Origin of the sequence: Yersinia sp. KBS0713, assembly GCF_005937895.2 — a bacterium.
In the GTDB taxonomy this organism is placed as follows: domain Bacteria; phylum Pseudomonadota; class Gammaproteobacteria; order Enterobacterales; family Enterobacteriaceae; genus Yersinia; species Yersinia bercovieri.
This window is the reverse complement of record NZ_CP042173.1, coordinates 3576922-3601206: the sequence shown is the minus strand read 5'-3', so window position 1 is coordinate 3601206 and position 24285 is coordinate 3576922. Positions and strand designations below refer to the sequence as shown.

Here is a 24285-nt window from a genome sequence, read left to right as displayed (position 1 = left end):
GCAGCGCCCTGACGAATGATTTAACCGCGATAAACACAGCCCGCAGAGCAGGTCTCTTTCACCATCACGGCACTTAACTCAGGTAGTTGCGGTTTCAGCTGTTGCCAAATCCAGCACGCCAACACTTCGCTGGTTGGGTTTTCCAGGCCAGGAATATCGTTCAGATAGTGGTGATCCAAACGTTCCCAAATAGGGTTAAATGCCGCTTTTAGATCAGCAAAATCCATCACCCAACCGGAGTGAGCATCAACTTCACCAGTCACCTCGATACGAACCATAAATGAGTGACCATGCAAACGGCCACATTTGTGCCCTGCTGCAACATGGGGCAGCCGGTGAGCGGCTTCAAACTGAAAATCTTTAAATAGGGTGGTGCTCATCATTCTGACCTTAATTGACTCAAAAAACCGCCGCATAGTACCGGAAAGCACCGATGCTGGCTATGAAAGCCCGTCATTGCGCCGTCAATTTACTCCAGCGCGCCGTGGTAATCATGACGTAGCCTACTGATTTATATGCAGAGATAGCAAACCCAGGGGTTGATATCCGCTGTTGGGAATTTCCCCAATAAGTTGAACACTTTAACTCGTATTGATTACCTGAAAAACTGCTTAGTCGTTTTAGTTATTTATTATTTCCATCGCTTCTTTAATTGTTATTATCGAGATGGTTAACCTTACAAACATAAAGATTTTTTGCCCAAAATAATCGACTGACACTGGCTCAAGCATAAAGGAATTCGTACTGCAATGACGACTCAGGCCCCCCCTACCTCTGTACTTCCGCTATCGCCGGATCAGTTGACCCGCATACAAGCGGCAGTTGGTGAGCTATCTCCAACCCAAATGGCATGGTTGTCCGGCTACTTCTGGGGCAGGGTGGATCAGCAGCCTGGCGTGGTTGCGGCTCCTGCGGCGGTAACCCCTCCGGCGGTGACAGTAACCCTAATTTCGGCCTCTCAGACCGGCAATGCAAGGCGCTTAGCGGAACAGTTACGTGATGACCTTTTGGCCGCTAAGCTTAGCGTCAATCTGGTCAATGCGGGCGATTACAAGTTTAAACAAATTGCGCAAGAGCGCCTGTTGGTGGTGGTGGCCTCCACTCAGGGGGAAGGCGAGCCTGCGGAAGAAGCCGTCGCATTGCACAAATTCCTCTGCTCTAAAAAAGCCCCGAAATTGCCAGAAACCGCGTTTGCGGTATTTGGTCTCGGGGACACGTCATATGAGCATTTCTGTCAGGCGGGCAAAGATTTTGATAGCAAACTGGCCGAGTTGGGGGCTGAGCGGCTATTGGATCGCGTCGATGCGGATGTGGAGTATCAGGAGTCAGCGCTGCAGTGGCGTCAGCAGGTGGTTGCGGCATTGCAGGCCAGAGTTCCGGCCCAATCGACGGCGGTAGTTGCGGCAACACCAAGTGGCGCTGTTGATGAGATTACCTCCAGCCCCTACAGCAAAACCGCGCCACTGACGGCGCAGTTATCCGTTCAGCAAAAAGTGACTGGCCGCCACTCAGAAAAAGATGTGCGCCACATTGAAATTGATTTAGGTGACTCAGGGCTGCGTTACCAGCCGGGTGATGCGCTGGGGGTCTGGTTTGATAATGACCCGGCACTGGTCGATGAGCTGCTGGCGCTATTGTGGCTCAAAGGTGATGAGCCAGTTGGCATTGATGGGCAGAACATGCCGCTGGTACAAGCGCTGCGTAGCCATCTTGAACTGACACAAAACACCACTGTGATCGTCGATAAATACGCGGCGCTCTCGCGTGATCAAACCCTGATTGCTTTGCTGGCAGATAAACCGGCGCTGCAACACTATGCGAAAAACACGCCAATTGTTGATATGGTGCGTCAGGCTCCATCGGACTTGAATGCCGATCAACTGGTAGCGCTACTGCGCCCGCTGACACCGCGCCTCTACTCCATCGCCTCCTCGCAGGCAGAAACCGAAACTGAAGTTCATATCACTGTGGGCGTGGTGCGTTATGACATTGATGGCCGACCACGCGCGGGTGGCGCTTCAGGTTATCTGGCTGATCGGCTGGAGGTAGATGACGACATCCGCATCTTCATTGAACATAACGATAACTTCCGTTTACCAGCTAACCCAGAAACGCCGGTGATAATGATTGGGCCGGGCACTGGTATCGCCCCATTCCGCGCCTTTATGCAACAGCGTGAGGCTATTGGTGCCAGTGGTAAGAACTGGCTACTGTTCGGCAACCCGCACTTCACCGAAGACTTCCTCTATCAGGTTGAATGGCAGCGCTACGTCAAACAGGGCTTGCTGACCCGCATTGATCTAGCCTGGTCCCGTGATCAGGCTGATAAAATATACGTACAAGACAAACTGCGCGAACAGGGCGCAGAGCTGTGGAGCTGGATCCAACAAGGCGCCCACATTTACGTCTGTGGCGATGCAAACCGCATGGCAAAAGATGTCGAGCAAGTTTTACTGGACGTGGTGGCTGAGCACGGTGCAATGGATACCGAGCAGGCTGATGAATATTTAAGTGAGCTGCGCCTGGCGCGCCGTTATCAGCGGGATGTGTACTGATGAATGAAAAACACCCAGGGCCACTGGTCGTGACCGGAAAACTCTCCGATGGCGAACGGATGAAGTCGGAAAGCAATTTCCTGCGCGGAACCATCGCCAAAGATCTGAATGAGGGGCTGACCGGTGGTTTCAACGGCGATAATTTCCTGCTGATCCGCTTCCACGGTATGTATCAGCAAGATGACCGCGATATCCGCGCAGAACGTGCTGAGCAGAAGCTGGAACCTCGCCACGCCATGATGCTGCGTTGCCGCTTACCGGGTGGGATTATTACCCCGCAGCAGTGGCTGGGTATTGATAAATTCGCGGCGGATAACACCTTATACGGCAGCATCCGTATCACCAACCGCCAGACCTTTCAGTTCCATGGCATTTTGAAGGGCAATGTAAAACCGGCCCACCAGTTGCTGAATCAATTGGGGCTAGATGCGCTGGCGACGGCAAATGATGTCAACCGTAATGTGCTCTGTACGTCGAACCCGGTTGAGTCGGTGCTGCATCAAGAGGCCTATGAATGGGCGAAAAAGATCTCTGAACATCTGCTGCCACGAACCCGTGCTTATGCCGAAATTTGGCTGGATGCGGAAAAAGTTGCCACCACGGATGAAGAGCCGATTCTCGGTGCGACCTATTTGCCGCGTAAATTTAAAACCACAGTCGTTATTCCGCCGCAAAATGATGTCGATCTCCATGCTAACGACCTCAACTTTGTTGCAGTGGCGGAAAAAGGCAAATTAGTGGGCTTTAACGTGCTGGTGGGCGGCGGGTTATCCATTGCTCATGGTGATAAGAATACTTATCCACGTAAGGCCAGTGAATTCGGTTATATCCCACTGCAACACACTCTGGCGATCGCTGAAGCGGTGGTCACGACTCAACGTGATTGGGGTAACCGCACCGATCGTAAAAATGCCAAAACCAAATATACCCTTGAGCGCGTTGGTGTTGAGACATTCAAAGCTGAAGTTGAAAAACGCGCCGGGGTGAGTTTTGCTGCCATCAAACCCTACCAGTTTACTGGTCGTGGTGATCGTATCGGTTGGGTAAAAGGTATTGATAAAAAATGGCATCTGACCCTATTTATTGAGAATGGGCGTCTGTTGGATTACCCCGACCGCAGCCTGAAAACCGGCGTCGCCGAGATTGCTAAAATCCATCAGGGCGATTTCCGTCTGACGGCTAATCAGAACTTGATTGTGGCGGGCGTGCCGGAAAAAGATAAATCGCGCATTGAAGCTTTGGCGCGCGAACATGGCTTGATGGACGACACTGTTAGTTCGCAGCGTGAAAACTCCATGGCGTGCGTTTCATTCCCAACCTGCCCGCTGGCAATGGCGGAAGCCGAGCGTTTCTTGCCGGAATTTGTCACCCGCATTGAAGGCATTTTGCAGCAGCACGGTCTGCCCGATGAACATATTGTGATGCGCGTAACGGGCTGTCCGAACGGCTGTGGCCGCGCTTTATTGGCTGAAATGGGGCTGGTGGGGAAAGCGATTGGCCGTTATAACCTGCATCTGGGCGGCAACCGTGAGGGCACGCGCATCCCACGGATGTACCGCGAAAACATTACTGAAGATGAGATATTGGCTATCACTGATCAACTGGTCGGGCGTTGGGCCAAAGAGCGCCATACCGATGAAGGCTTTGGTGACTTTGTTATTCGCGCAGGTGTTATTGCGCCAGTGATTGATTCAGCCCGTGACTTTTATGAAGTGCTGGAGGCGGTGTGAGCCAAATGAATTTAAGCGAACTTAATGCGCTACCGAAAGCGGAACAAGCGGCGGCATTAGCCATGATTAATGGCAAACTTGAGCATTTAACCGCTCAAGAGCGCGTGAGCTGGGCGCTGGAAAATCTGCCCGGTGAGTTTGTGCTCTCTTCCAGCTTTGGGATTCAGGCGGCAGTCTGTTTGCATCTGGTGACCCGTCAGCGCCCTGATATTCCGGTCATTCTGACGGATACCGGCTATCTGTTCCCAGAAACCTATCAGTTTATTGATACGTTGACCGAGCAACTGCAACTTAACTTGCAGGTATTCCGCGCCCCGCAAAGCCCCGCATGGCAGGAAGCACGGTACGGTAAGTTGTGGGAGCAGGGGGTTGAGGGCATTGAGCGCTACAATGATCTGAACAAAGTAGAGCCTATGAATCGGGCGCTAGAGACCTTGGGCGCGCAAACGTGGTTTGCTGGTTTACGCCGCGAGCAATCGGGTAGTCGTGCGCAGCTACCTGTTTTGGCTATCCAGCGCGGCGTATTTAAGCTGTTGCCGATCATTGACTGGGATAACCGCCAGATTTATCACTATTTGACGCAAAATGGGTTGAGCTATCATCCGCTGTGGGAGCAGGGCTATCTATCTGTCGGTGATACCCATACAACGCGTAAATGGGAACCCGGTATGAGTGAGGAAGAGACCCGCTTCTTTGGCCTAAAACGTGAGTGCGGCCTGCATGAGGGCTGATGTGGCTGATTAGTGATAATAAGGGGCGCAGAGTGCGCTCTCAGACTGCTGACAAACCCCGATGACGCGATCTGGAACGGAGAGGACGGGTAGAAGAGTAAAGCGTCCGCGCCAGGGATGGCGCGGCTCGAGCCTCCAGGGATGGATTTACGGCGTCTTTACGATCTAGCTGTTCTCTCCGCAACCAGCACTTTGTCAATAACCTCAGGGCGCAGAGTCCGCCCTTACTTTTTGTCATGATGAACCCGTGTCGCGATGAACCAGTATCAAAATTAGCTAGAAATTCGCTCGAGCCAGCTTCGCCAAAAACTGGCGGCGATCCTTATCGCCAGCGCGCGTAGCGCTAAAATTACTGCTTCGCGCCAGCTAACTCTTCTATCAGCGGGAGCAATATTTTTACCGTGTCATGGGTGCGTTTAGTGATTCGGCCCGGCAAGAATTTATCCAGATAATTTAAGTTATCCAACTGACTCTGGTGACGAGTGCTGCCTTGTGGGAAGTGGCTGCTGATGGCGCGTTGCTGGCAGCCATCTTTGTTACCCAAGCTGTAGTTGCTGGCTTCGACGGATAGCAGCGGCAATCCGGCAGTCGCGAACAGAGATTTATCTACCCGACACGGGGCGTTGACCTGATTTTTAATGGTCGCTGCGGTAATGCCATAACGGCGTGCCAGCTTCAGTGCCTGCTCTTTGGCGGCAATGGCCGAGGGCTGGTTGCTGGCATTAAAATAGAGGCGGTCGCCAGTAATTAGGTTATCCAGATTGATCACCAACAAGGTGTTGGCCCTCTCTGTTTTACTCATCCGTTGCAGATAGTTCTCGGTGCCTTGCGCTCCAATTTCCTCCGCGCTGAGGGCGACAAAACGCAAATCATAGCGCAGCGGCACTGTTTTCAGGCGCTCGGCCAGTTCCAGCATGACACCTACCCCGGCGGCATTATCATCGACACCTTGCAGTGTCAGGCCACCAAGGTTTTTATCTAAATCGGCATCACTTTGCGGCGTGTAAGTATCAAAGTGCGCCATGATCACTATCTGCTGCTGTTCATCCGCTTTACTGGCCGCATCACTGTTCGTGGCTGTTGCGCTGCGCGCCGCAATCACTGAAGTTGCACTCAGTGTCCGCCAGCTCTGCTTGCCATTTTTGCTGGTATAGAGATAGCGGGTATTAAAACCGCGCATATTGCTTTGGTAGCCCATCTGCTGAAAGCGATGATTGATATACTCGGCTGCCAGTAATTCAGCCGGGCTACCCGCCATTCGGCCGGGGAAGTAGGTGCTAATGTGGCGAGTTTGCTGCTCAGCAATGTTGCCAGCGGCTTGAGTCGTGGCGGCCTGCAATGGCAGCGCGGCACTGAAACAGAGGGTGAATAGTGCCCACTTTAGGCGACGGCGGGAAAACATACCGAAATATCCTTGTTATAGTCTGGGGCATGCCTGCTGGCATGGATAACACGACGCTTAGTATGAAACTGTCTGCACAAATTAACAATTTGTATGATTCTTAAATTGCAGAAAGATAGGCCCGAAAATAGCTCCCGTGAAAACGGCCGAACATAGCTGTGAGCTATACTATTGTGGCTATATATCATTATGGAACTTGTAATTACTTTTCGTCATTTCATAAGGTCAGGCCCCCCACCTATAGTCACCCTACGCTTTATCATGTAATCGAAGGCCGTTGTGGATTATCTACCTCTTTTTGCCGACTTAAAACAGCGCCCAGTACTGGTGGTTGGCGGCGGTGAAGTTGCTGCGCGAAAAATTGAATTGCTGCACCGCGCAGGTGCTCAAGTGCGGGTAGTGGCTCAGACGCTCTCATCTGAACTCGAAAAACAGCATCAGGATGAGCGCATTCACTGGCAGGCAAAGGCTTTCTTGCCCGAACAGTTGGATGAGGTGTTCCTGGTGATTGCGGCCACTAATGATGCCGCACTGAATGCCGCTATTTTCGCCGCTGCGGATCAACGGCATATTTTGGCTAACGTGGTAGATGATCAACCTCTCTGCTCATTTATCTTCCCATCGATTGTCGACCGCTCCCCCTTGGTAGTGGCTATCTCCTCTGCCGGTCAGGCCCCAGTGTTGGCGCGGATATTGCGCGAGAAACTGGAGGCACTGTTACCGGCCAGTTTGGCTGAGATGGCGGCAGTTGCCGGGCGCTGGCGCAGTCGCGTTAAGCAGCAGATTAACTCGATGGGCGCACGACGCCGCTTTTGGGAGAACGCCTTTAGTGGTCGTTTTGCCAGCTTGATCAGCCGTGGTCAATTTGCGCAGGCGGAGGAGGAGCTGCAACAGTCGCTTGAGGGGCAGGGCAGTACCCTCGGTGAGGTTGCCTTGGTGGGAGCCGGCCCCGGTGATCCCGGTTTGCTGACCTTACGCGGTCTGCAAGTTATTCAGCAGGCTGATGTGGTGCTGTATGACCATTTAGTCAGCCCAGAGGTTTTAGATTTGGTTCGCCGTGATGCTGAACGAATTTGTGTTGGCAAGCGGGCGGGCGCGCACTCAGTGGCGCAGGAGGAGACCAATCAATTGCTGGTCACCCTCGCGCAGCAAGGGAAGCGGGTGGTGCGGCTGAAAGGGGGCGACCCCTTTATTTTTGGCCGTGGTGGCGAAGAGTTACAAGTGGTGGCGCGTGCGGGTATTGCGTTTCAGGTGGTGCCGGGGGTGACGGCGGCGGCTGGGGCGACAGCCTACGCCGGTATTCCCCTGACTCACCGTGACCATGCACAGAGCGTGACTTTTATTACCGGCCATTGCCGTAGTGATGGCGATGAGTTGGATTGGCAAGCACTGGCCCGTGGTCGTCAGACCCTGGCGATTTACATGGGCACGGTGAAAGCGGCTGAGATCAGCCAGCAGTTAATCACTCATGGCCGCGCGAGCACCACGCCAGTGGCGGTCATCAGTCGGGGCACCCGCGCAGACCAACAAGTTCGCATCGGCACATTGGCACAGCTAGAGTCATTAGCGCATCAGGCCCCCACTCCGGCACTGCTGGTTATCGGTGAAGTGGTGGATTTGCATCACCAAATCGCCTGGTTTGGGCAACAACGACAGACTGAACAGGCCATCAGCCCGTCAGTCGTGAATTTGGCATAAAGGATCTGTTATGGACGAAAAACGACTCACTCATTTGCGGCAATTGGAGGCGGAGAGCATCCATATCATCCGTGAAGTGGCCGCCGAATTCGGTAACCCGGTGATGCTCTACTCCATCGGCAAAGACTCCTCTGTGATGCTGCATCTGGCGCGCAAGGCATTCTTCCCCGGTAACTTGCCCTTCCCGCTACTGCATGTGGATACTGGTTGGAAATTTCGCGAAATGTACCAATTCCGTGACCGCACAGCCAAAGCTTTTGGCTGTGAATTACTAGTTCATCGCAATCCGGAAGGGGTGGCGATGGGTATCAACCCGTTTGTCCATGGCAGTGCCAAACATACCGATATCATGAAAACCGAGGGCCTCAAACAGGCACTGAACAAATATGGTTTTGATGCGGCTTTCGGTGGTGCGCGGCGTGACGAAGAGAAATCACGTGCTAAAGAGCGAATTTACTCTTTCCGTGACCGCTTCCACCGCTGGGACCCGAAAAATCAGCGCCCTGAGTTGTGGCACAACTACAACGGCCAGATTAACAAAGGCGAAAGTATCCGCGTCTTCCCGCTCTCCAACTGGACTGAGCTGGATATCTGGCAATATATCTTCCTGGAAAAAATCGACATTGTGCCGCTCTATCTGGCGAAGCCACGGCCAGTGCTGGAACGTGATGGTATGTTGCTGATGGTGGATGATGATCGCATCGATTTACAGCCGGGTGAGGTCATTACTCAGAAGATGGTGCGTTTTCGCACATTGGGTTGCTGGCCACTTACCGGTGCGGTGGAGTCTGAGGCAGAAACCTTGCCCGCCATCATCGAAGAGATGCTTATCTCGACCACCAGTGAACGCCAGGGTCGAATGATCGACCGCGATCAATCCGGCTCCATGGAGCTTAAAAAGCGTCAGGGATATTTCTGAGGAGCGCCCGATGAACACCAAATTACAACATCAACCTGTTGCAGCCCAACAATCAGCGCCTGAAAAATCAGCGGCAGAAAACAGGTCGATGATTTTACAAAGCAGCTCTATTGCCGAGCAAATCGCCAACGAGGGCGGGGTCGAAGCTTACCTGCATGCACAGCAGCATAAGACCATGCTGCGCTTTTTGACCTGCGGCAGTGTCGACGACGGCAAAAGCACCCTGATTGGGCGTTTACTGCACGATACCCGCCAAATCTACGAAGATCAGCTAACTACGCTGCATACTGATAGCAAGCGCATTGGTACGCAGGGCGAAAAACTGGATCTGGCGCTACTGGTGGATGGTTTACAGGCCGAGCGCGAGCAGGGCATTACTATTGATGTAGCTTATCGTTACTTCTCAACTGAACAGCGCAAATTTATCATTGCGGACACTCCGGGGCATGAGCAGTACACCCGCAATATGGCCACCGGGGCCTCGACTTGTGATCTGGCGATTTTATTGATTGATGCCCGCAAAGGGGTGCTGGATCAAACCCGTCGCCACAGCTTTATTGCCACCTTACTGGGTATTCGCCATCTGGTGGTGGCGGTGAACAAGATGGATCTGGTGGATTATCAGGAGAGTGTCTTCGAGCAATTTAAAGAGGATTACCTGAGTTTTGCCGAGCAGTTGCCGACAGATCTGGATATTAAGTTTGTCCCGCTCTCGGCGCTAGATGGCGACAATGTGGCCTCACCTGGCGAGAGAATGAAGTGGTATTCCGGCCCGACGCTACTTGAAGTGCTGGAGAGTGTCGATGTGGTGAACTCCAGCCGCCAACAGCCATTGCGTTTCCCGGTGCAGTACGTTAATCGGCCCAATCTGGATTTCCGTGGCTATGCCGGCACCTTGTCGGCGGGCATTGTGCGGGTTGGGCAAAAAGTGAAAGTGCTGCCCTCTGGTGTGGAGTCGACGGTGGCACGTATCGTCACTTTTGATGGCGATTTGGCCCAGGCCGTCCCCGGTGAAGCCATCACGCTGGTGCTGACCGATGAAGTCGATATCAGCCGTGGAGACTTACTGGTAGATGCCGGTGAAACCCTAAAAGCTGCGCAGAATGCGCTGGTGGATATTGTCTGGATGGCGGAGCAACCGCTGGTGGTTGGGCAAAGTTATGACATCAAAGTGGCGGGTAAAAAGAGCCGTGCACGGGTTGAAAATATCCAATATCAGGTCGAGATCAATTCGCTAACTCAGCGGGTGGTGGAGAGTCTGCCGCTCAATGGCATCGGCTTAGTTGAACTGGCGTTCGATGAGCCGCTGGTGCTGGACAGCTATCAACGCAATCGCGATACCGGCGGCATGATCTTTATTGATCGGCTGAGTAATGTCACGGTCGGCGCGGGCTTAATTCGTGAAACAGTGGCGTCGGTTTATCAGGAAAGCACCGCCTTCAGTGCCTTTGAGCTGGAGCTGAATGCGCTGGTTCGTCGCCACTTCCCACATTGGGGTGCGCGCGATCTGTTGGGGGGGAAATAGCGTGCCGGTCGATCAAGTGACGCCAGCCGATGAGAATATCGTCTGGCACCCCCATGCGGTGACTCGGCAGGATCGTGAGCAGCAGCATGGGCATCAGGGCGTAGTGCTCTGGTTTACCGGGTTGTCCGGCTCAGGAAAATCCACGGTGGCCGGCGCGCTGGAACAGGCGCTGTTCGCCCGTGGTGTTAGCACTTACTTGCTGGATGGTGACAATGTGCGCCATGGCTTGTGCCGTGACTTGGGTTTCTCGGATGATGATCGGCGCGAGAATATCAGGCGGGTCGGCGAAGTGGCTAAACTGATGGTGGACGCCGGTTTGGTGGTGCTGACGGCATTTATTTCGCCTCATCGTGCCGAGCGGCAAATGGTGCGAGATATGTTGGCGTCAGGCCAGTTTATCGAGGTTTTTGTTGATACGCCGTTGGCGATTTGTGAGGCTCGCGATCCTAAAGGTTTATACAAAAAAGCCCGTGCTGGCGAGCTGAAAAACTTCACCGGCATCGACTCTATTTACGAATCACCTGAGCACGCAGATATTCATTTGCAGGGTGAACAATTAGTAACAAATTTGATTGAACAATTGTTAGACGTACTGCGTGGTCGCGCTATTATCAAATCCTAAACGTATATCCTTCACCCCTGCCGTTACTGGGTTGTTCGCTCGCTACACTCACCCGAGTCACTGACTTAAGTTAGCGTCTCGGGACTGTTGCTTGCTGCCGACCTGTAACGTCAATGGCTTAGGATGTAATGACTAAACTGGCAAAACGTCCTCAGAACGTGCCGGTAAATTGTACCTACAGGATTTCTATGCAGAATGTCACCCAAATGATGATCGACGAACAGCGGGAGCGGGATGAACCTTCATACTCCTTTCTCGGTGGCGTCACTGGTTTTGTTTTTTATTGGCTGGCGTTTGCGATCCCCTTCTTTGTCTACGGCCCCAATACCGTCTTCTTTCTGCTGTACACCTGGCCGTTTTTCTTGGCGCTGATGCCGGTTTCAGTGTTAATTGGCATTGTACTCAGTGTGTTATCGCGCGGTAATCTGCTGGTAACCATCGGGGGCGCCGGGATTGCAGTATTGTGCTTATTCTGGATGCTGTTCTCATTTCTCACTGGCTGGTGAGCGCTGAATCCGCGGGCTACTAAGGTGTAATACGCTAACAGCCCGCAATGATTTTCCACTATCGTTATCGTATTCCTTCCCTGTTGCCGCCAGCTTGATGAATGGCAGCGGCATTTCTCAGAGATTTTGTCGCTGCTCGTAATAGCTGATGCGTTCCACTTTTTCAGTTGAGCTGCCGCCATCGAAATCACACTCAAGCCAGGTATCGACCAAGGTTTTGGCTAACTCAACACCAATCACCCGCGCCCCCAGACAGATGATCTGTGCATTATTGCTTTTTCTGGCCCGCTGGGCTGAGAAGGGGTCATGGCACTGTGCGGCACGAATGCCCAGCACTTTATTGGCCGTGATGCTCATTCCAATGCCGGTTCCACAGATCAAAATTCCGCGTTCATGCTTGCCATCCTTAATGGCTTGAGCAACCTGAACGGCGATATCGGGGTAGATGGTGGGTTCGCGTTGTTGGTCGCAACTGTAATCGACAACAGTTATGTTTTTGTTTTGCAGAAAGGCAAGAATCTGATTTTTCATATCAATAGCCGCATCATCACAGCCGATGGCAATAGATAACATATTTCACCCCTTAACAAATTGAACGGTAATCCGATTAACCACTTTTATTGCCGCCACACATTATTAGCGAGCTGATTACTGGGCATTTCGGCCTCAAGAACACAACATAATGTCATTAACAAAAGTTATTAATGTGTTCATATGTTTATTATATTTACTCCTTTCATTTGATCAGTCAATAAACTTATGTTCATTTTAAGCAAATCTTGATGTCGTTTGGATCTCCTGTCGCCTTTCTCTTAGCCTACTAATCTCCCACTAAAATAGAGGCTATTACCATTTTACTTTTATTTATGATCTCCCTCACAGCCTGAGTATTTTTTAATAGCGTAAATCTGGTGCTTAATCGTACTGTTCAATAGTACATTTAAAGATCTTATGTTCATCTCGTGTTATGGCGAACTTAAATTTATGACAAAGAAGAATTGTCGAAGGAGTCAATTATGTATAACGAATGTTCTAAAGATGCTCAGATGCTGGAAAATATTCCTAAAAATATGCGTGCAGTTGTTGCCTATGGGCCAGGGGATTATCGGCTTGAGATAGTTTCGGTACCGACAATTGATGCGAAAGAGATTTTAGTTAAGGTTGAAGCCTGCGGTATCTGTGCTGGTGATACAAAAGCTTTTGGCGGCGCGCCCAGTTTTTGGGGTGATAAGACGCAACCCGCCTATATCAAAGCACCGATGATCCCCGGTCATGAGTTTATCGGCCACGTGGTGGGTCTTGGGGCTGAAGTTGAGGGGTTTGAGTTAGGCGATCGGGTGACCTCGGAACAGATCGTTCCTTGTTGGGAGTGTCGGTTCTGTAATCGTGGGCAGTATTGGATGTGTGAAAAACACGATCTCTACGGTTTTCAGCACAACGTTAATGGCGCAATGGCTGAATATATGAAATTCACCAAAGAGGCAATTAATTACCGCGTTCCTGACGATCTTCCCTTGGAAAAAGCAATTCTGATCGAGCCATACGCGTGCTCTTTCCATGCTGTGCAGCGCGCCAATATCAAACTCGGCGATGTTGTGGTGCTGGCTGGCGCAGGGACATTAGGGCTAGGCATGGTGGGGGCTATCAAAAAATCAGGCCCCGGCAAGCTGATTGTTTTGGATTTGTCCGATGATCGCTTGGCACTGGCGAAGAAGTTTGGTGCCGATTTAGTGCTTAACCCCAGTAAAGATGACGTGATCTCTATTATTAAAGAGATGACCGACGGCTATGGCTGCGATATCTACATTGAGGCCACTGGCGCGCAAAAGGCGGTAGAGCAGGGACTAACGCTACTACGCAAGTTGGGTACTTTTGTGGAGTTCTCGGTCTTCAAAGAGCCAGTGACGGTTGACTGGAGCATCATCAGTGACCGCAAAGAGCTGGATGTGTTGGGATCACATCTGGGGCCTTATTGCTATCCGCTGGTCATCAAGGGCATCTGTAACGGTGACCTGCCAACCGATGGCGTGGTGACGCATATCCTACCGCTGGAGAGATTTGCCGAAGGCTTTGAGATGGTCACCAAAGGCATCGGCTCTCTTAAAGTCGTCCTCAATCCCAATATCCAGTAATCAGCGCATTATTTCCAAATCACAGGTGATGCACCATGTTAAACATGTTGATTAAAAAGATAGGGCTGCCTAAGAAAATATTATTAGGTTATATCGGTGTACTGATATTTATGGCCGGGGAGGGACTGGAGCAAAGTTGGCTATCTGATTTCATAATTCGTCGCGGTTTGACGGTTGAAGAGTCCGGCCTGATGTTCAGTGTGTACGGCTTTGCCGTGGCGATTGCCGCATGGCTGTCCGGTGTATTAGCTGAAATGTTTACCGCTAAAAAGGTGATGGCGGCCGGTGTCGTGATTTTCCTGATAGGTTCTGTACTGTTCTTATCACTCGGCTTACCCAGCAATAACTTGTCAATTATGATCCCGACCTATGCGCTACGCGGACTCGGCTACCCCTTGTTCTCATACGGCTTTTTAGTTTGGATTGCCTATGAAGCCCCTAGAGCCAAATTGGGGTCGGCGGTGGGTATTTTCTGGTTTGTGTTTACCGGCGGGCTAAGTGTCCTCGGGGTGTTCTACGCCAGTATTGCGCTGCCGATATTAGGGGAGATCCACACGCTGTGGAGCGGAATTGTGTTTGTTTTGATCGGGGCGGTGATTGGCCTGATGTTGAGCAAAGAGAGCAAAATTACTGCGCCAACGGATGCGCCACCTAAAACCTTCACTTATCTGTTCAAAGGGGTGTCGATCGCCTTTGAGAATTACAAAATCGGGCTGGGTGGCCTTGTGCGCACCATCAACCTGTCGTTTGCTTTCGGCATGATCGTTTTCCTGCCGACCTATCTGCAAGATGAGATTGGTTTTACCCGTGACCAGTGGTTGTCTATCTATGCCTTTATGTGGACGGTCAATATTGTCTTCAATTTATTGTCCGGTGTGATCAGTGACCGGTGGGGCTGGACGAATACCGTGATGTGGTTTGGCTGTGTGGGCAGCGCCATCTCTATCCTGCTGCTCTATTACATCCCAACGAATTTTGGCGTTGAAGGCTACAGCTACACAATGCTGGCCGCCGGGGCGCTGGGCGCATGCTTCGCCGGATTTGTTCCCCTGTCAGCCATTATGCCAAGTCTTGCGCCCAATGATAAAGGTGCAGCCATGTCAGTGCTGAACCTGGGGGCCGGACTTTGTGCCTTCGTCGGGCCACTGATCGTCACTCTCTTTATTGCTCCTTTAGGTATCGAAGGCATTATTTGGCTCTTCTCAGGGCTATACCTGGTTGCCGCCATCTTGATGAGGTTTGTCACCTTGCCAGCAGACAGCCCTGATGAGCAACTGGAGGAGCACGAGCAGATCTACAGGGTGAACAAAACATTGTAACTCAGCACATTACTAGCAGATCAGCCGTGATAACCAGAGAGCCATTGAAAGGGAGTTAAAACATGAAAGTTGAATACAACAGATTCAATGTTGATTTTTCTCTGCAAGGTAAAGTTGCCGCCATTACCGGCGGCGCAGCAGGAATTGGCTACGCCATTGCCGAGCTATTTTTGGCTAAGGGGGCGAAAGTTATCTTGATTGACTGTAATGATAGCGTCACTGAGGTGGCAAAGCAGCTAAATGCCGATAGCGCGAGCGGACTGTTTTGTGATGTCAGTGATAGCGAATCGGTCAAAATAGCGGTAGCCGAGGCGATCAATACCTTTAACCGACTGGATATTTTAGTCAACTGTGCCGGAATTGTGGCGCTGAATCCGGCGGAAAAGACCACGGAGCAAGATTGGGACCGGACAATTAATGTCAATCTGAAAGGGGTTTTCCTCATGAGCCAGGAAGTGGGGCAGCATTTTATTGCCCAGGGCTATGGCAAGATCGTTAATTTGGCATCGCAAGCGGGGATCGTGGCGCTACCCAATCACTTGGCCTATTGCACCAGTAAAGCCGGGGTGATCGGCATGACGAAAGTGCTGGCGCTCGAGTGGGGGCCGCTCGGGATACAAGTTAATGCGATCTCACCCACCGTGGTATTAACTGAATTGGGCAAAAAGGCATGGTCAGGAGAGGTGGCGGAAGAGATGAAACTGAAAATTCCCGCTCGTCGTTTTGCTTACCCGGTCGAGGTCGCTGCCTGCGCGCTATTCCTGTCCAGTGACGCTGCTAACATGATCACCGGGGCAAATTTGGTGATTGATGGCGGCTATACCATCCAGTAGTCCGCTATCTATTTTCTGTTGCGAGGAGATTGTCATGAACCGAATTATTAACGATCCCGACCACGTTGTTGAGGATGCCATCAAGGGGTATCTGGCGGCTTACCCACATTTTTTCGCTAAAACGGATCATGAGAAAGTGTTGAAGCACCCCGAGGCCCCCTATAAAGGAAAGGTCGGTGTGGTGACTGGGGGCGGCTCTGGCCATGAGCCGGCATTTTTAGGTTACATTGGTAAAAATATGCTGGATGCAGTCGCTATCGGGGAGATTTTCTCCTCACCGGCGGCTGGCGCATTTTTAGCCGCCATTAAAGCGGCTGACGGAGGGGCTGGTGTTGCTTGTCTGTATGGCAACTATGCCGGTGACAATATGAACGTCAAAATGGCGGTCAAAAAAGCGCAAGCGCTGGGCATCAAAGTCAGAACTGTCGTCGCCAATGATGATGTGGCCTCCGCGCCTGCGACAGAAAAAGAGAAACGTCGTGGGGTGGCCGGTGAAATTTTCATGTGGAAGGTGGGCGCTGCGGCTGCGGCTCAACACTATGAGTTAGATGCCGTCATTGATGTGGCGCAAAAAGCCATAGATAACTGCCGCTCGGTGGGGGTGGGTTTAACCTCTTGCACCATTCCGGCGGTAGGTAAACCTAACTTCCATATTGAAGATGGCATGATGGAAGTGGGTATTGGTCATCATGGCGAGCCGGGGATTCGGGTGGAGCCATTACAATCTGCGGCTCAGATTGCTCAAACCATGGTGGATATCGTGGTGGATGATGTGCCTTTTGTCGATGGTGATGATGTGGCGATTTTGATCTCCGGTTTGGGGGCCACGCCGACCCTTGAACTGTATATTTATTATGCTGAAGTTGTCAGCTTATTGAAAAATAAAGGGATAAATATATACCGCACCTATATTGGTAACTATTTTACCTCGCTGGACATGATGGGTGTCACGCTGACATTGATGAAATTGGATGATGAATTAAAGGCGCTAATTGATGTGCCGACTCATTCATTAGGCTTAACGCAGGTGGAGTAAGGGATGATGAGCGTATTTTGTAACCAAGATGGTACGCCGATTGTTGAGGAGTTGGTGGAGACTATTATCGCCAATCGCGACTATCTCAGTGAGATCGACGGCGCGATTGGCGATGGCGACCACGGCATCAATATGGCGAAAGGATTCAATATTTGTGCCGACAGTATCAAAGGTAAAGATCTGACGGTATCCGAGGCGCTGGATGTACTGTCTGACTCCCTGATGGAGGGAATTGGTGGTTCGATGGGGCCGCTTTATGGCAGCATTTTTATGGGCATGGCGGATAGTATCCGCAACTGCGATAACATTGATGCCACGGCATTTGGCACCATGTTGAGAGGCGGACTTTCCAGCTTACAGGATATTAGCGATGCCGGTGTGGGTGATAAATGCATTATGGATACGCTGATCCCCACGGTCGAAGCATTCGAACTGGCGCAACAGCAGAATAAGTCCTTCGTTGAGTCACTCCACCTGATGAAAAATGCGGCCCATGCAGGGCGCGACTCCACCATTGATTTAGTCGCCAGAATTGGCCGGGCCAGCCGTTTGGGTGAGCGTTCTCGCGGTGTTTTAGACGCGGGGGCAACATCATGTTGCTTAATATTGAGTCAATTGGCTGATTCGGTAGAGCAGCGTTTGGTCTAGTCAACCGCTAGGCGGCGGTTAGCCGGGACGCTGACCGCCGTATTGTCGCCAGCAGTAAAAGCCAGCTTAAGGTTGTTGCTGGATCATCTTCAAAATTGTCCGCGCATTTGATGCGCTGGTGGCAATAATATCAATCGCACCGGTGCGCAAAGCACCCAAAATAGCCAATGCTTTGGTGCTTTCGGAGGCGATAGCTATCACGCAAGGTATCTGGCGCAACTCTTGAGTACTGATGCCGATAACCCGATCGTTCATAACGGTATTCGCCGGCAGGCCCTGGGCGTCAAAGAAATCGTATCCGGCGATCTCACCGGTCACACCTTGATGCATACTGGCATCAACAATCTCCTGCGGCGTGAACCAGCCCAGTTTCACCATATAGCTGTTTTCATTCATATCACCAATACCGACCAGGGCGATATCCGCTTTTCTGGCGCGATCGAGGGTCTCTTTGATGGTGCCATTTTGCATAAAAGCTTCTTTTAACGCACGATTTTCCACATACGCGGGGGCGTAAAGGGTTTCGCTGGAACCACCAAATTTTTTGGCTAGCCGACGGCTGATATGGTCGGCATTAATTGCATCACCGGGGCGATGTGTTCCGCCAATGCCGCAGATGAACTTACACTGCCTTTCCGGCACGATGCTAACGTGATCGGCGATGGCGGCGATATTACGCCCCTGTCCAACCGCTAATACCGTGTTGTCTTTTAAATTTGTTGCCAGATAGCCGGAAACCAGCGAGGCAACCTGACGCCGCTGCTCATCTTCATCTTGATAATCCAGCGCGATCAATGCCCGTTTCAGGCCAAAATGCTCAATCAACTGCTGTTCGAGGCGGGTGCTAAACACCGGATGATAACGTACTGTAATCTCAACAATGCCCTCGGCTTTTGCCCGCTTAAGCAGCCGCCCGACCTTGATCCTTGAAATACCAAACTTATGTGCAATCTCTTCCTGCGTCATTTCATCTTGGTAATAAGACACTGCAATTTCAGTTAACAATTCATTATCTGGCGGAATTGTTTGTTTTTCCATGGGTTTTGCCCCCGGCAAAAGAAGAGTCGGCCTCTTTGACAGTGTTTACCGAACACCTAAAATTCAGAATTATCCTGTCGGATTGAGTAAAATAGTAGAACATTTGTTTAATATAGTGAACAGAAAATATCCTTATTTCTTTGTGTGTTTTCGTTCTAACTTAGAAAAATCCCATTTATTGGAGATAAAAGGTATTAACCTGCGCATTAATCCATTTGGTGGCTTATTTCTCTTTTTATTACTCTTGATTTGCCGCGTATAACCACAAACAAAAGTACGTATGTTGCTCATTTGTTATGCGAGGATTCGGCTAAAATAAGGTCAATCACATTTATTAAGTGAAATTCGCGAAAAGTAGTGCTGTTATTGGGCTGGAAATCGCCCTTAATCTGGGTGTTATGGCCTATTTCCGTCACAGAGTGGAGTCCGACGAAAAGTTGTGGGATGATTAGGCAGTTTTCGGGGGGCGGGAATGGGAAAACTTACACTTCTTTTGCTGATTTTACTTGGCTGGCTCCAGTATTCACTGTGGTTGGGCAAGAATGGTGTTCATGATTTTGTTCGGGTTAAGGATGACGTGGCTCTTCAAGAGACCAACAACGGCAAACTTAAAGCCCGGAACGACCAGCTATTTGCTGAAATTGATGATTTAAACGGTGGTCAAGAGGCGATCGAAGAGCGCGCACGTAACGAACTGGGTATGATTAAACCCGGCGAAAGTTTCTATCGTCTGGTTCCTGACCAATCCAGACGCAATGCGAGTACCCCTTCGACGCAAAATAACGCGCAATAATAATGAGTAATTTTGCAGTTTCCCTTCCTGAAGTCATTGCTGTAATACCGGCTGCGGGTATTGGCAGCCGTATGCAGGCTGATTGCCCTAAACAGTATTTAACTGCGGGCGGTAAGACAATCATTGAGCACGCAATTTTTTCTTTGCTTGATCACCCGCAAATTCAGCAGATTATCGTCGTCATACATCCGCAGGACACGCAATTTACCAAGTTACCTATCGCGCAGGACCCCCGCATTCATATTGTTCACGGGGGTGAACAGCGGGCCGACTCGGTGATGGCTGGTTTACAATGTGCCGGGCAGGCGGAGTGGGTTTTGGTCCATGATGCGGCGCGCCCTTGCTTGCACCGTGACGATCTTGATCAATTGCTGTCGATTATTGGGCATAGCAAAGTGGGCGGTATTCTGGCAGCACCCGTGCGTGACACCATGAAACGCAGTGAGGCAGGGGTTCAAGCCATTGCCCACACTGTTGATCGTCAAGCACTGTGGCATGCTTTGACACCTCAACTTTTTCCGCTTGAGTTATTAAAATTGTGTCTATCCCGCGCCTTGAAAGAGGGGGCGGTGGTCACCGATGAAGCTTCTGCATTAGAGCACTGCGGCTATCATCCGATATTAGTTTCTGGCCGTTCGGACAATATCAAAGTGACGCGTCCAGAGGATCTGGCGCTGGCAGAGTTTTACTTAACCCGGTTACATCATATGGAGAAGCACTAATGCGGATCGGTCACGGTTTCGATGTTCATAAATTTGGTGAGAATGGCAGTGGCCCCCTGATTATTGGCGGTGTACGCATCCCCTACGAAAAGGGGCTGGTGGCACACTCCGATGGTGATGTGGCACTGCACGCGGCCACCGATGCCTTGTTAGGCGCTGCTGCTTTAGGTGATATCGGCAAGTTATTTCCCGACACTGATCCGGCATTTAAAGGGGCCGATAGCCGTGGTTTACTGCGCGAAGCTTACCGCCGTATTCTGGCTAAAGGGTATAAGTTGGGGAATCTGGACATTACCATTATTGCCCAAGCGCCTAAAATGGCCCCCCATATCCCGCAGATGCGCGTTCATTTGGCGGAAGACCTACAATGTCATATGGATGATATCAACGTCAAAGCTACCACCACGGAACAGCTTGGTTTCACGGGGCGTGGCGAAGGTATTGCTTGTGAAGCGGTAGCTCTGCTGGTTAAGGCATAAAACATGGACATGGAAAATCTCACCTGGCTGCACGGCAAACCCAAAGCGAGTGGCATTCTAAAAGCTAATCCGGAAGATTTTGTAGTGATCGAGGATTTGGGTTTTGAGCCAGATGGCGAAGGCGAGCATCTGTTGGTTCGTATCCGCAAAAACGGTTGTAATACTCAATTTGTCGCTGACTATCTGTCGCGTTTTGCCAAGATACATCCCCGCCTGGTGAGCTACGCCGGCTTGAAAGATCGCCACGCCGTTACCGAACAGTGGTTCTGTCTGCACCTGCCGGGTAAAGAGGCCCCGGATCTCTCCACCTTTGAACTGGAAGGGTGCGAAGTACTGGAGTCGGTGCGCCAAAAAAGAAAACTGCGCATTGGTTCACTGAAGGGCAACGCTTTTACCCTGGTATTGCGCCACATTACCGATAATCAGGATGTCGAGCAGCGGTTGCAGCAAATTGCGGAGCATGGCGTGCCGAACTATTTTGGCAGCCAGCGGTTTGGCCGTGGTGGCAATAATCTGGTGCAGGCGCGTTTGTGGGCGAACAACCAAATCCGGGTCAAAGAGCGCAGTAAGCGTAGCTTTTATCTGTCAGCCAGTCGTAGCGCAATGTTCAATCTGATTAGCAGCATCCGTTTGGCACAACAGCAGGCCACGACAGTGCTGGAGGGCGATGCATTGCAGCTTTCCGGTCGCGGCAGTTGGTTTGTTGCCGCCATTGATGAATTGACCGCGCTACAGCAGCGCGTCGATGCAGGCGAATTGAATATCACCGCCCCGTTGCCAGGGGAGGGTGAGCTGGGCACTCAGGGCGAGGCACTGGCTTTCGAACTGGCCTGTTTGGCGGAGCAGAGCGAATTACTGGCGCTGGTAAAGCGCGAAGGTGTCGAGGGCGCACGTCGGGCAATCCTGCTGCAACCGCAGAACATGGCGTGGAGCTGGTGGGATGATGTGACCCTCGAACTCCGTTTCTGGTTACCCGCCGGCAGCTTTGCCACCAGTGTGGTGCGCGAAATCATGAATCAGGATAATGCTGATGCTGCGGATATTGCTGAGTAACGACGATGGTATCTCTGCGCCGGGCATCCAAACGCTCGCCAGCGCATTGCGGACATTCGCGCAGGTACAAATCGTGGCTCCTGATCGTAATCGCAGTGGCTCTTCCAATGCATTAACGCTGGATAGCGCACTGCGCATCACCACATTATCCAATGGTGATATTGCGGTTCAGCAAGGTACGCCAACCGATTGTGTCTATCTGGGGGTGAATGCATTAATGCGCCCTCGGCCCGACATTGTGGTTTCCGGTATCAATGCCGGCGCAAATCTCGGTGATGATGTTATCTATTCCGGGACGGTCGCGGCCGCGATGGAGGGGCGGCATTTGGGGTTTCCTGCCTTGGCTATCTCACTTAATGGGCATCAGCATTATGAGACGGCGGCGGCGATCACTTGCCGCATATTGCGCACGTTACAACATATTCCATTGCGTACCGGCAAAATACTGAATATTAATGTACCTGATTTACCCTTATCTGAGATTAAAGGTATCCGGGTAACACGTTGTGGTAGCCGCCATCCAGCGGAGCAGGTATTTTGTCAACAAGACCCGCGAGGGCAAGATCTCTACTGGATTGGCCCTCCGGGTGAGAAATTTGATGTGGCACCGGACACAGATTTTGCGGCAATTGAGCAAGGTTATGTCTCTATCACGCCACTTCAGGTTGATTTAACCGCCTATGGGGCGCAAGACGTAGTTGAAAACTGGTTAGCCAGCATTCATGAGGTTGACGGGGAATGGTAAATAAACGCATGCAAACATTGTTGATGCAGTTACGTCAGCAAGGTATTCAGGACGATCGCTTGTTACAGGCGATTGAAGCGGTGCCGCGCGAGCGTTTTGTTGATGAAGCTTTGGCGCATAAAGCGTATGAGAATACAGCTCTACCAATAGGTTCGGGTCAAACTATTTCCCAGCCTTATATGGTGGCGCGAATGACCGAATTGTTGCAATTGACGCCGACCTCGCGGGTATTGGAGATTGGCACCGGTTCGGGTTATCAGACCGCAATTCTGGCGCATTTAGTCGAACATGTTTGCTCAGTTGAACGAATCAAAGGGTTACAGTGGCAGGCAAAACGCCGCCTGAAACAGCTGGATCTGCATAATGTCTCTACCCGCCATGGTGATGGCTGGCTAGGCTGGGCATCACGCGGGCCATTTGATGCGATCATTGTGACAGCGGCACCACCAGAGATCCCGCAGGCATTACTTGAGCAGTTAGATGATGGTGGGATATTGGTTCTGCCGGTCGGAGAGCTAGCTCAAACATTGAAATGTGTGCAGCGCCGTCACAATGAATTTCAGATTGAAACGGTGGAAGCTGTCCGCTTTGTCCCCTTGGTCAAAGGGGAATTGGCCTGAACTCAATCTTTTTAATTCAGCCCTAAATCTTTTATCTCATCCGAGACGTGTAGGTTTACGTAAAAGATCGGCAAAAAAATCAGTAACATAAATTTTATGGTATGGCAGGCGTGGTATTGATAGCATGCGCGCTTCTGTATTTGATACATCGCTTATTATTGCTGTCATGGGGGAAGCATGAGCACGGGAAGCCCAATGATTACATTACGCCGAATCGCGGCATGTACGGTTATGAGTTTATGGTTGGTAGGTTGTAGCAATGATAATACAACCTCTGCGCCAATCAGCAGTGTCGGTGGTGATCGTTCAGGTACTATGCTAAATGGCTCGGACACCAACAGTTCGGGTGAGCGCATCGTTTATAACCGCAGTTATGGCACTATCCCCAAAGGAAGTTACAGCGGTGATACCTATACCGTTAAGCGTGGCGACACGCTGTTTTATATCGCCTGGATAACGGGAAATGACTTCCGTGATCTGGCGGCAAAAAATAATATTGCTGAGCCATATAGCCTAAATGTGGGGCAATCCATTCAGTTGGGTAATAGCTCTGGCGGTGGAATGTTAGCTGCAACTGATGCCACATCAGGCGGAATAGCAAAACCGCCGTCAAATATTCAGAACACAACTACAACGGTTGATTCTCAACCAACTAGCGCGTATTCTGGAAACTCGGGTAAACAGAATGTTGGTAAAATGTTACCAGCGTCAGGGGCAGTTGCCGCGACAACCGCACCTGTTACTGCGCCAAGCAGTCCCATCAGTGATCCAACCAGCAATGGGGGTCCAGTTAGTAGCTGGAAATGGCCAACTGAGGGTAAAACGATCGATAGCTTCTCTGCTTCCGAAGGGGGCAATAAAGGGATTGATATCGCCGGTTCTCGTGGGCAACCAATCTTCGCTACAGCAAATGGGCGGGTTGTGTATGCTGGGAACGCACTGCGTGGTTACGGTAATCTAATCATCATCAAACACAATGATGATTACCTGAGCGCCTACGCTCACAACGATACAATGCTGGTCCGGGAACAAGAAGAAGTGAAGGCGGGTCAAAAAATAGCCACCATGGGTAGCACCGGAACCAGTTCAGTAAGATTGCACTTTGAAATTCGTTACAAGGGGAAATCCGTAAACCCGCTGCGTTACCTTCCGCAGCGATAGATTGGGCAGAATACGCTG

The 24285-nt window shown here is 51.1% G+C and carries 24 protein-coding genes; 20 read left to right on the top strand and 4 right to left on the bottom strand.

All coding sequences use genetic code 11. From position 1 onward, the window contains the following. Nucleotides 1–20: 20 nt before the first annotated feature. Entirely contained in the window at nt 21–380 is a 360-nt protein-coding gene (gene queD / locus FFE93_RS17235) for a 6-carboxytetrahydropterin synthase QueD (protein WP_032899040.1), read from the bottom strand. A 369-nt stretch (nt 381–749) separates the two neighbouring features. On the opposite strand from queD, the gene cysJ reads away from it, so the two are divergent. From cysJ to FFE93_RS17220, 3 genes are read left to right on the top strand one after another with little or no spacing between them, the layout of a single operon-like run. Further along, nucleotides 750–2555 (top strand): NADPH-dependent assimilatory sulfite reductase flavoprotein subunit, encoded by a 1806-nt coding sequence (gene cysJ, locus FFE93_RS17230; RefSeq protein ID WP_138775646.1) that lies wholly within the window; start codon nt 750–752, stop codon nt 2553–2555. After that, complete coding sequence (cysI, locus tag FFE93_RS17225; RefSeq protein ID WP_032899037.1) at nt 2555–4285, top strand: assimilatory sulfite reductase (NADPH) hemoprotein subunit; 1731 nt, start codon at nt 2555–2557, stop codon at nt 4283–4285. Before cysJ ends, cysI begins: the two co-directional genes overlap by 1 nt. Beyond that, nucleotides 4282–5016, top strand: a complete 735-nt coding sequence (locus tag FFE93_RS17220) for a phosphoadenylyl-sulfate reductase (protein WP_032899035.1) — start codon at nt 4282–4284, stop codon at nt 5014–5016. The genes cysI and FFE93_RS17220 overlap by 4 nt, the downstream gene beginning before the upstream one ends. A 349-nt stretch (nt 5017–5365) precedes the next feature. On the opposite strand, the gene FFE93_RS17215 is transcribed toward FFE93_RS17220, so the two are convergent. Further along, a complete protein-coding gene (locus tag FFE93_RS17215; protein WP_138775644.1) occupies nt 5366–6418 on the bottom strand; it encodes an aminopeptidase in 1053 nt (350 codons plus the stop codon). Between the two features lie 279 nt (nt 6419–6697). On the opposite strand from FFE93_RS17215, the gene cysG reads away from it, so the two are divergent. The 5 genes from cysG (at nt 6698) to FFE93_RS17190 (ending at nt 11688) form a co-directional block, all read left to right on the top strand. Beyond that, nucleotides 6698–8116 carry a siroheme synthase CysG gene (gene cysG, locus FFE93_RS17210; RefSeq protein WP_138775642.1) on the top strand — a complete coding sequence of 473 codons (1419 nt, stop codon included), beginning with the start codon at nt 6698–6700 and terminating at the stop codon, nt 8114–8116. Between the two features lie 10 nt (nt 8117–8126). Then, nucleotides 8127–9035, top strand: coding sequence for a sulfate adenylyltransferase subunit CysD (cysD, locus tag FFE93_RS17205; RefSeq protein ID WP_005278991.1), 909 nt, complete (start codon nt 8127–8129; stop codon nt 9033–9035). Nucleotides 9036–9123: 88 nt separating this feature from the next. Beyond that, nucleotides 9124–10560: a sulfate adenylyltransferase subunit CysN gene (gene cysN / locus FFE93_RS17200; RefSeq protein ID WP_032898898.1), complete on the top strand. Its 1437-nt coding sequence runs from the start codon at nt 9124–9126 to the stop codon at nt 10558–10560. Next, nucleotides 10499–11182 (top strand): adenylyl-sulfate kinase, encoded by a 684-nt coding sequence (cysC, locus tag FFE93_RS17195; protein WP_186367668.1) that lies wholly within the window; start codon nt 10499–10501, stop codon nt 11180–11182. Before cysN ends, cysC begins: the two co-directional genes overlap by 62 nt. Nucleotides 11183–11370: 188 nt before the next feature. After that, nucleotides 11371–11688 (top strand): DUF3561 family protein, encoded by a 318-nt coding sequence (locus FFE93_RS17190; RefSeq protein WP_005278984.1) that lies wholly within the window; start codon nt 11371–11373, stop codon nt 11686–11688. Between the two features lie 117 nt (nt 11689–11805). On the opposite strand, the gene rpiB is transcribed toward FFE93_RS17190, so the two are convergent. Beyond that, nucleotides 11806–12261, bottom strand: a complete 456-nt coding sequence (rpiB, locus tag FFE93_RS17185) for a ribose 5-phosphate isomerase B (protein WP_005278982.1) — start codon at nt 12259–12261, stop codon at nt 11806–11808. Nucleotides 12262–12704: 443 nt separating this feature from the next. Between rpiB and FFE93_RS17180 the strand changes: the two genes are divergently transcribed. From FFE93_RS17180 to dhaL, 5 genes are all read left to right on the top strand, one after another. Further along, nucleotides 12705–13820: an erythritol/L-threitol dehydrogenase gene (locus FFE93_RS17180; protein WP_005278980.1), complete on the top strand. Its 1116-nt coding sequence runs from the start codon at nt 12705–12707 to the stop codon at nt 13818–13820. 35 nt (nt 13821–13855) lie between these two features. Continuing rightward, nucleotides 13856–15139, top strand: a complete 1284-nt coding sequence (locus FFE93_RS17175; protein WP_049599675.1) for an MFS transporter — start codon at nt 13856–13858, stop codon at nt 15137–15139. 62 nt (nt 15140–15201) lie between these two features. Further along, nucleotides 15202–15972: an SDR family oxidoreductase gene (locus tag FFE93_RS17170; RefSeq protein ID WP_138775640.1), complete on the top strand. Its 771-nt coding sequence runs from the start codon at nt 15202–15204 to the stop codon at nt 15970–15972. Nucleotides 15973–16006: 34 nt separating this feature from the next. Then, the gene (locus FFE93_RS17165; RefSeq protein ID WP_138775638.1) at nt 16007–17008 is read left to right on the top strand and encodes a dihydroxyacetone kinase subunit DhaK; all 1002 of its coding nucleotides are present in this window, start codon (nt 16007–16009) and stop codon (nt 17006–17008) included. 3 nt (nt 17009–17011) lie between these two features. After that, nucleotides 17012–17656, top strand: a complete 645-nt coding sequence (dhaL, locus tag FFE93_RS17160; RefSeq protein ID WP_005278970.1) for a dihydroxyacetone kinase subunit DhaL — start codon at nt 17012–17014, stop codon at nt 17654–17656. A 66-nt stretch (nt 17657–17722) separates the two neighbouring features. On the opposite strand, the gene FFE93_RS17155 is transcribed toward dhaL, so the two are convergent. Further along, complete coding sequence (locus tag FFE93_RS17155) at nt 17723–18694, bottom strand: sugar-binding transcriptional regulator (protein WP_005278968.1); 972 nt, start codon at nt 18692–18694, stop codon at nt 17723–17725. Between the two features lie 472 nt (nt 18695–19166). On the opposite strand from FFE93_RS17155, the gene ftsB reads away from it, so the two are divergent. The 7 genes from ftsB to nlpD all read left to right on the top strand — a co-directional run bounded on the left by ftsB (nt 19167) and on the right by nlpD (nt 24267). Then, the gene (gene ftsB / locus FFE93_RS17150; protein WP_032898894.1) at nt 19167–19487 is read left to right on the top strand and encodes a cell division protein FtsB; all 321 of its coding nucleotides are present in this window, start codon (nt 19167–19169) and stop codon (nt 19485–19487) included. 2 nt (nt 19488–19489) lie between these two features. Continuing rightward, a complete protein-coding gene (gene ispD / locus FFE93_RS17145; RefSeq protein WP_005278961.1) occupies nt 19490–20209 on the top strand; it encodes a 2-C-methyl-D-erythritol 4-phosphate cytidylyltransferase in 720 nt (239 codons plus the stop codon). Continuing rightward, nucleotides 20209–20688: a 2-C-methyl-D-erythritol 2,4-cyclodiphosphate synthase gene (gene ispF, locus FFE93_RS17140; protein WP_032898892.1), complete on the top strand. Its 480-nt coding sequence runs from the start codon at nt 20209–20211 to the stop codon at nt 20686–20688. Before ispD ends, ispF begins: the two co-directional genes overlap by 1 nt. A gap of 3 nt (nt 20689–20691) precedes the next feature. Then, complete coding sequence (gene truD, locus FFE93_RS17135) at nt 20692–21741, top strand: tRNA pseudouridine(13) synthase TruD (protein ID WP_032898891.1); 1050 nt, start codon at nt 20692–20694, stop codon at nt 21739–21741. Further along, entirely contained in the window at nt 21719–22486 is a 768-nt protein-coding gene (gene surE, locus FFE93_RS17130; protein WP_032898890.1) for a 5'/3'-nucleotidase SurE, read from the top strand. The genes truD and surE overlap by 23 nt, the downstream gene beginning before the upstream one ends. Next, nucleotides 22480–23106, top strand: a complete 627-nt coding sequence (locus FFE93_RS17125; RefSeq protein WP_032898888.1) for a protein-L-isoaspartate(D-aspartate) O-methyltransferase — start codon at nt 22480–22482, stop codon at nt 23104–23106. Before surE ends, FFE93_RS17125 begins: the two co-directional genes overlap by 7 nt. A gap of 195 nt (nt 23107–23301) precedes the next feature. Then, entirely contained in the window at nt 23302–24267 is a 966-nt protein-coding gene (gene nlpD, locus FFE93_RS17120; protein ID WP_049599662.1) for a murein hydrolase activator NlpD, read from the top strand. The last annotated feature ends 18 nt before the right edge of the window (nt 24268–24285 follow it).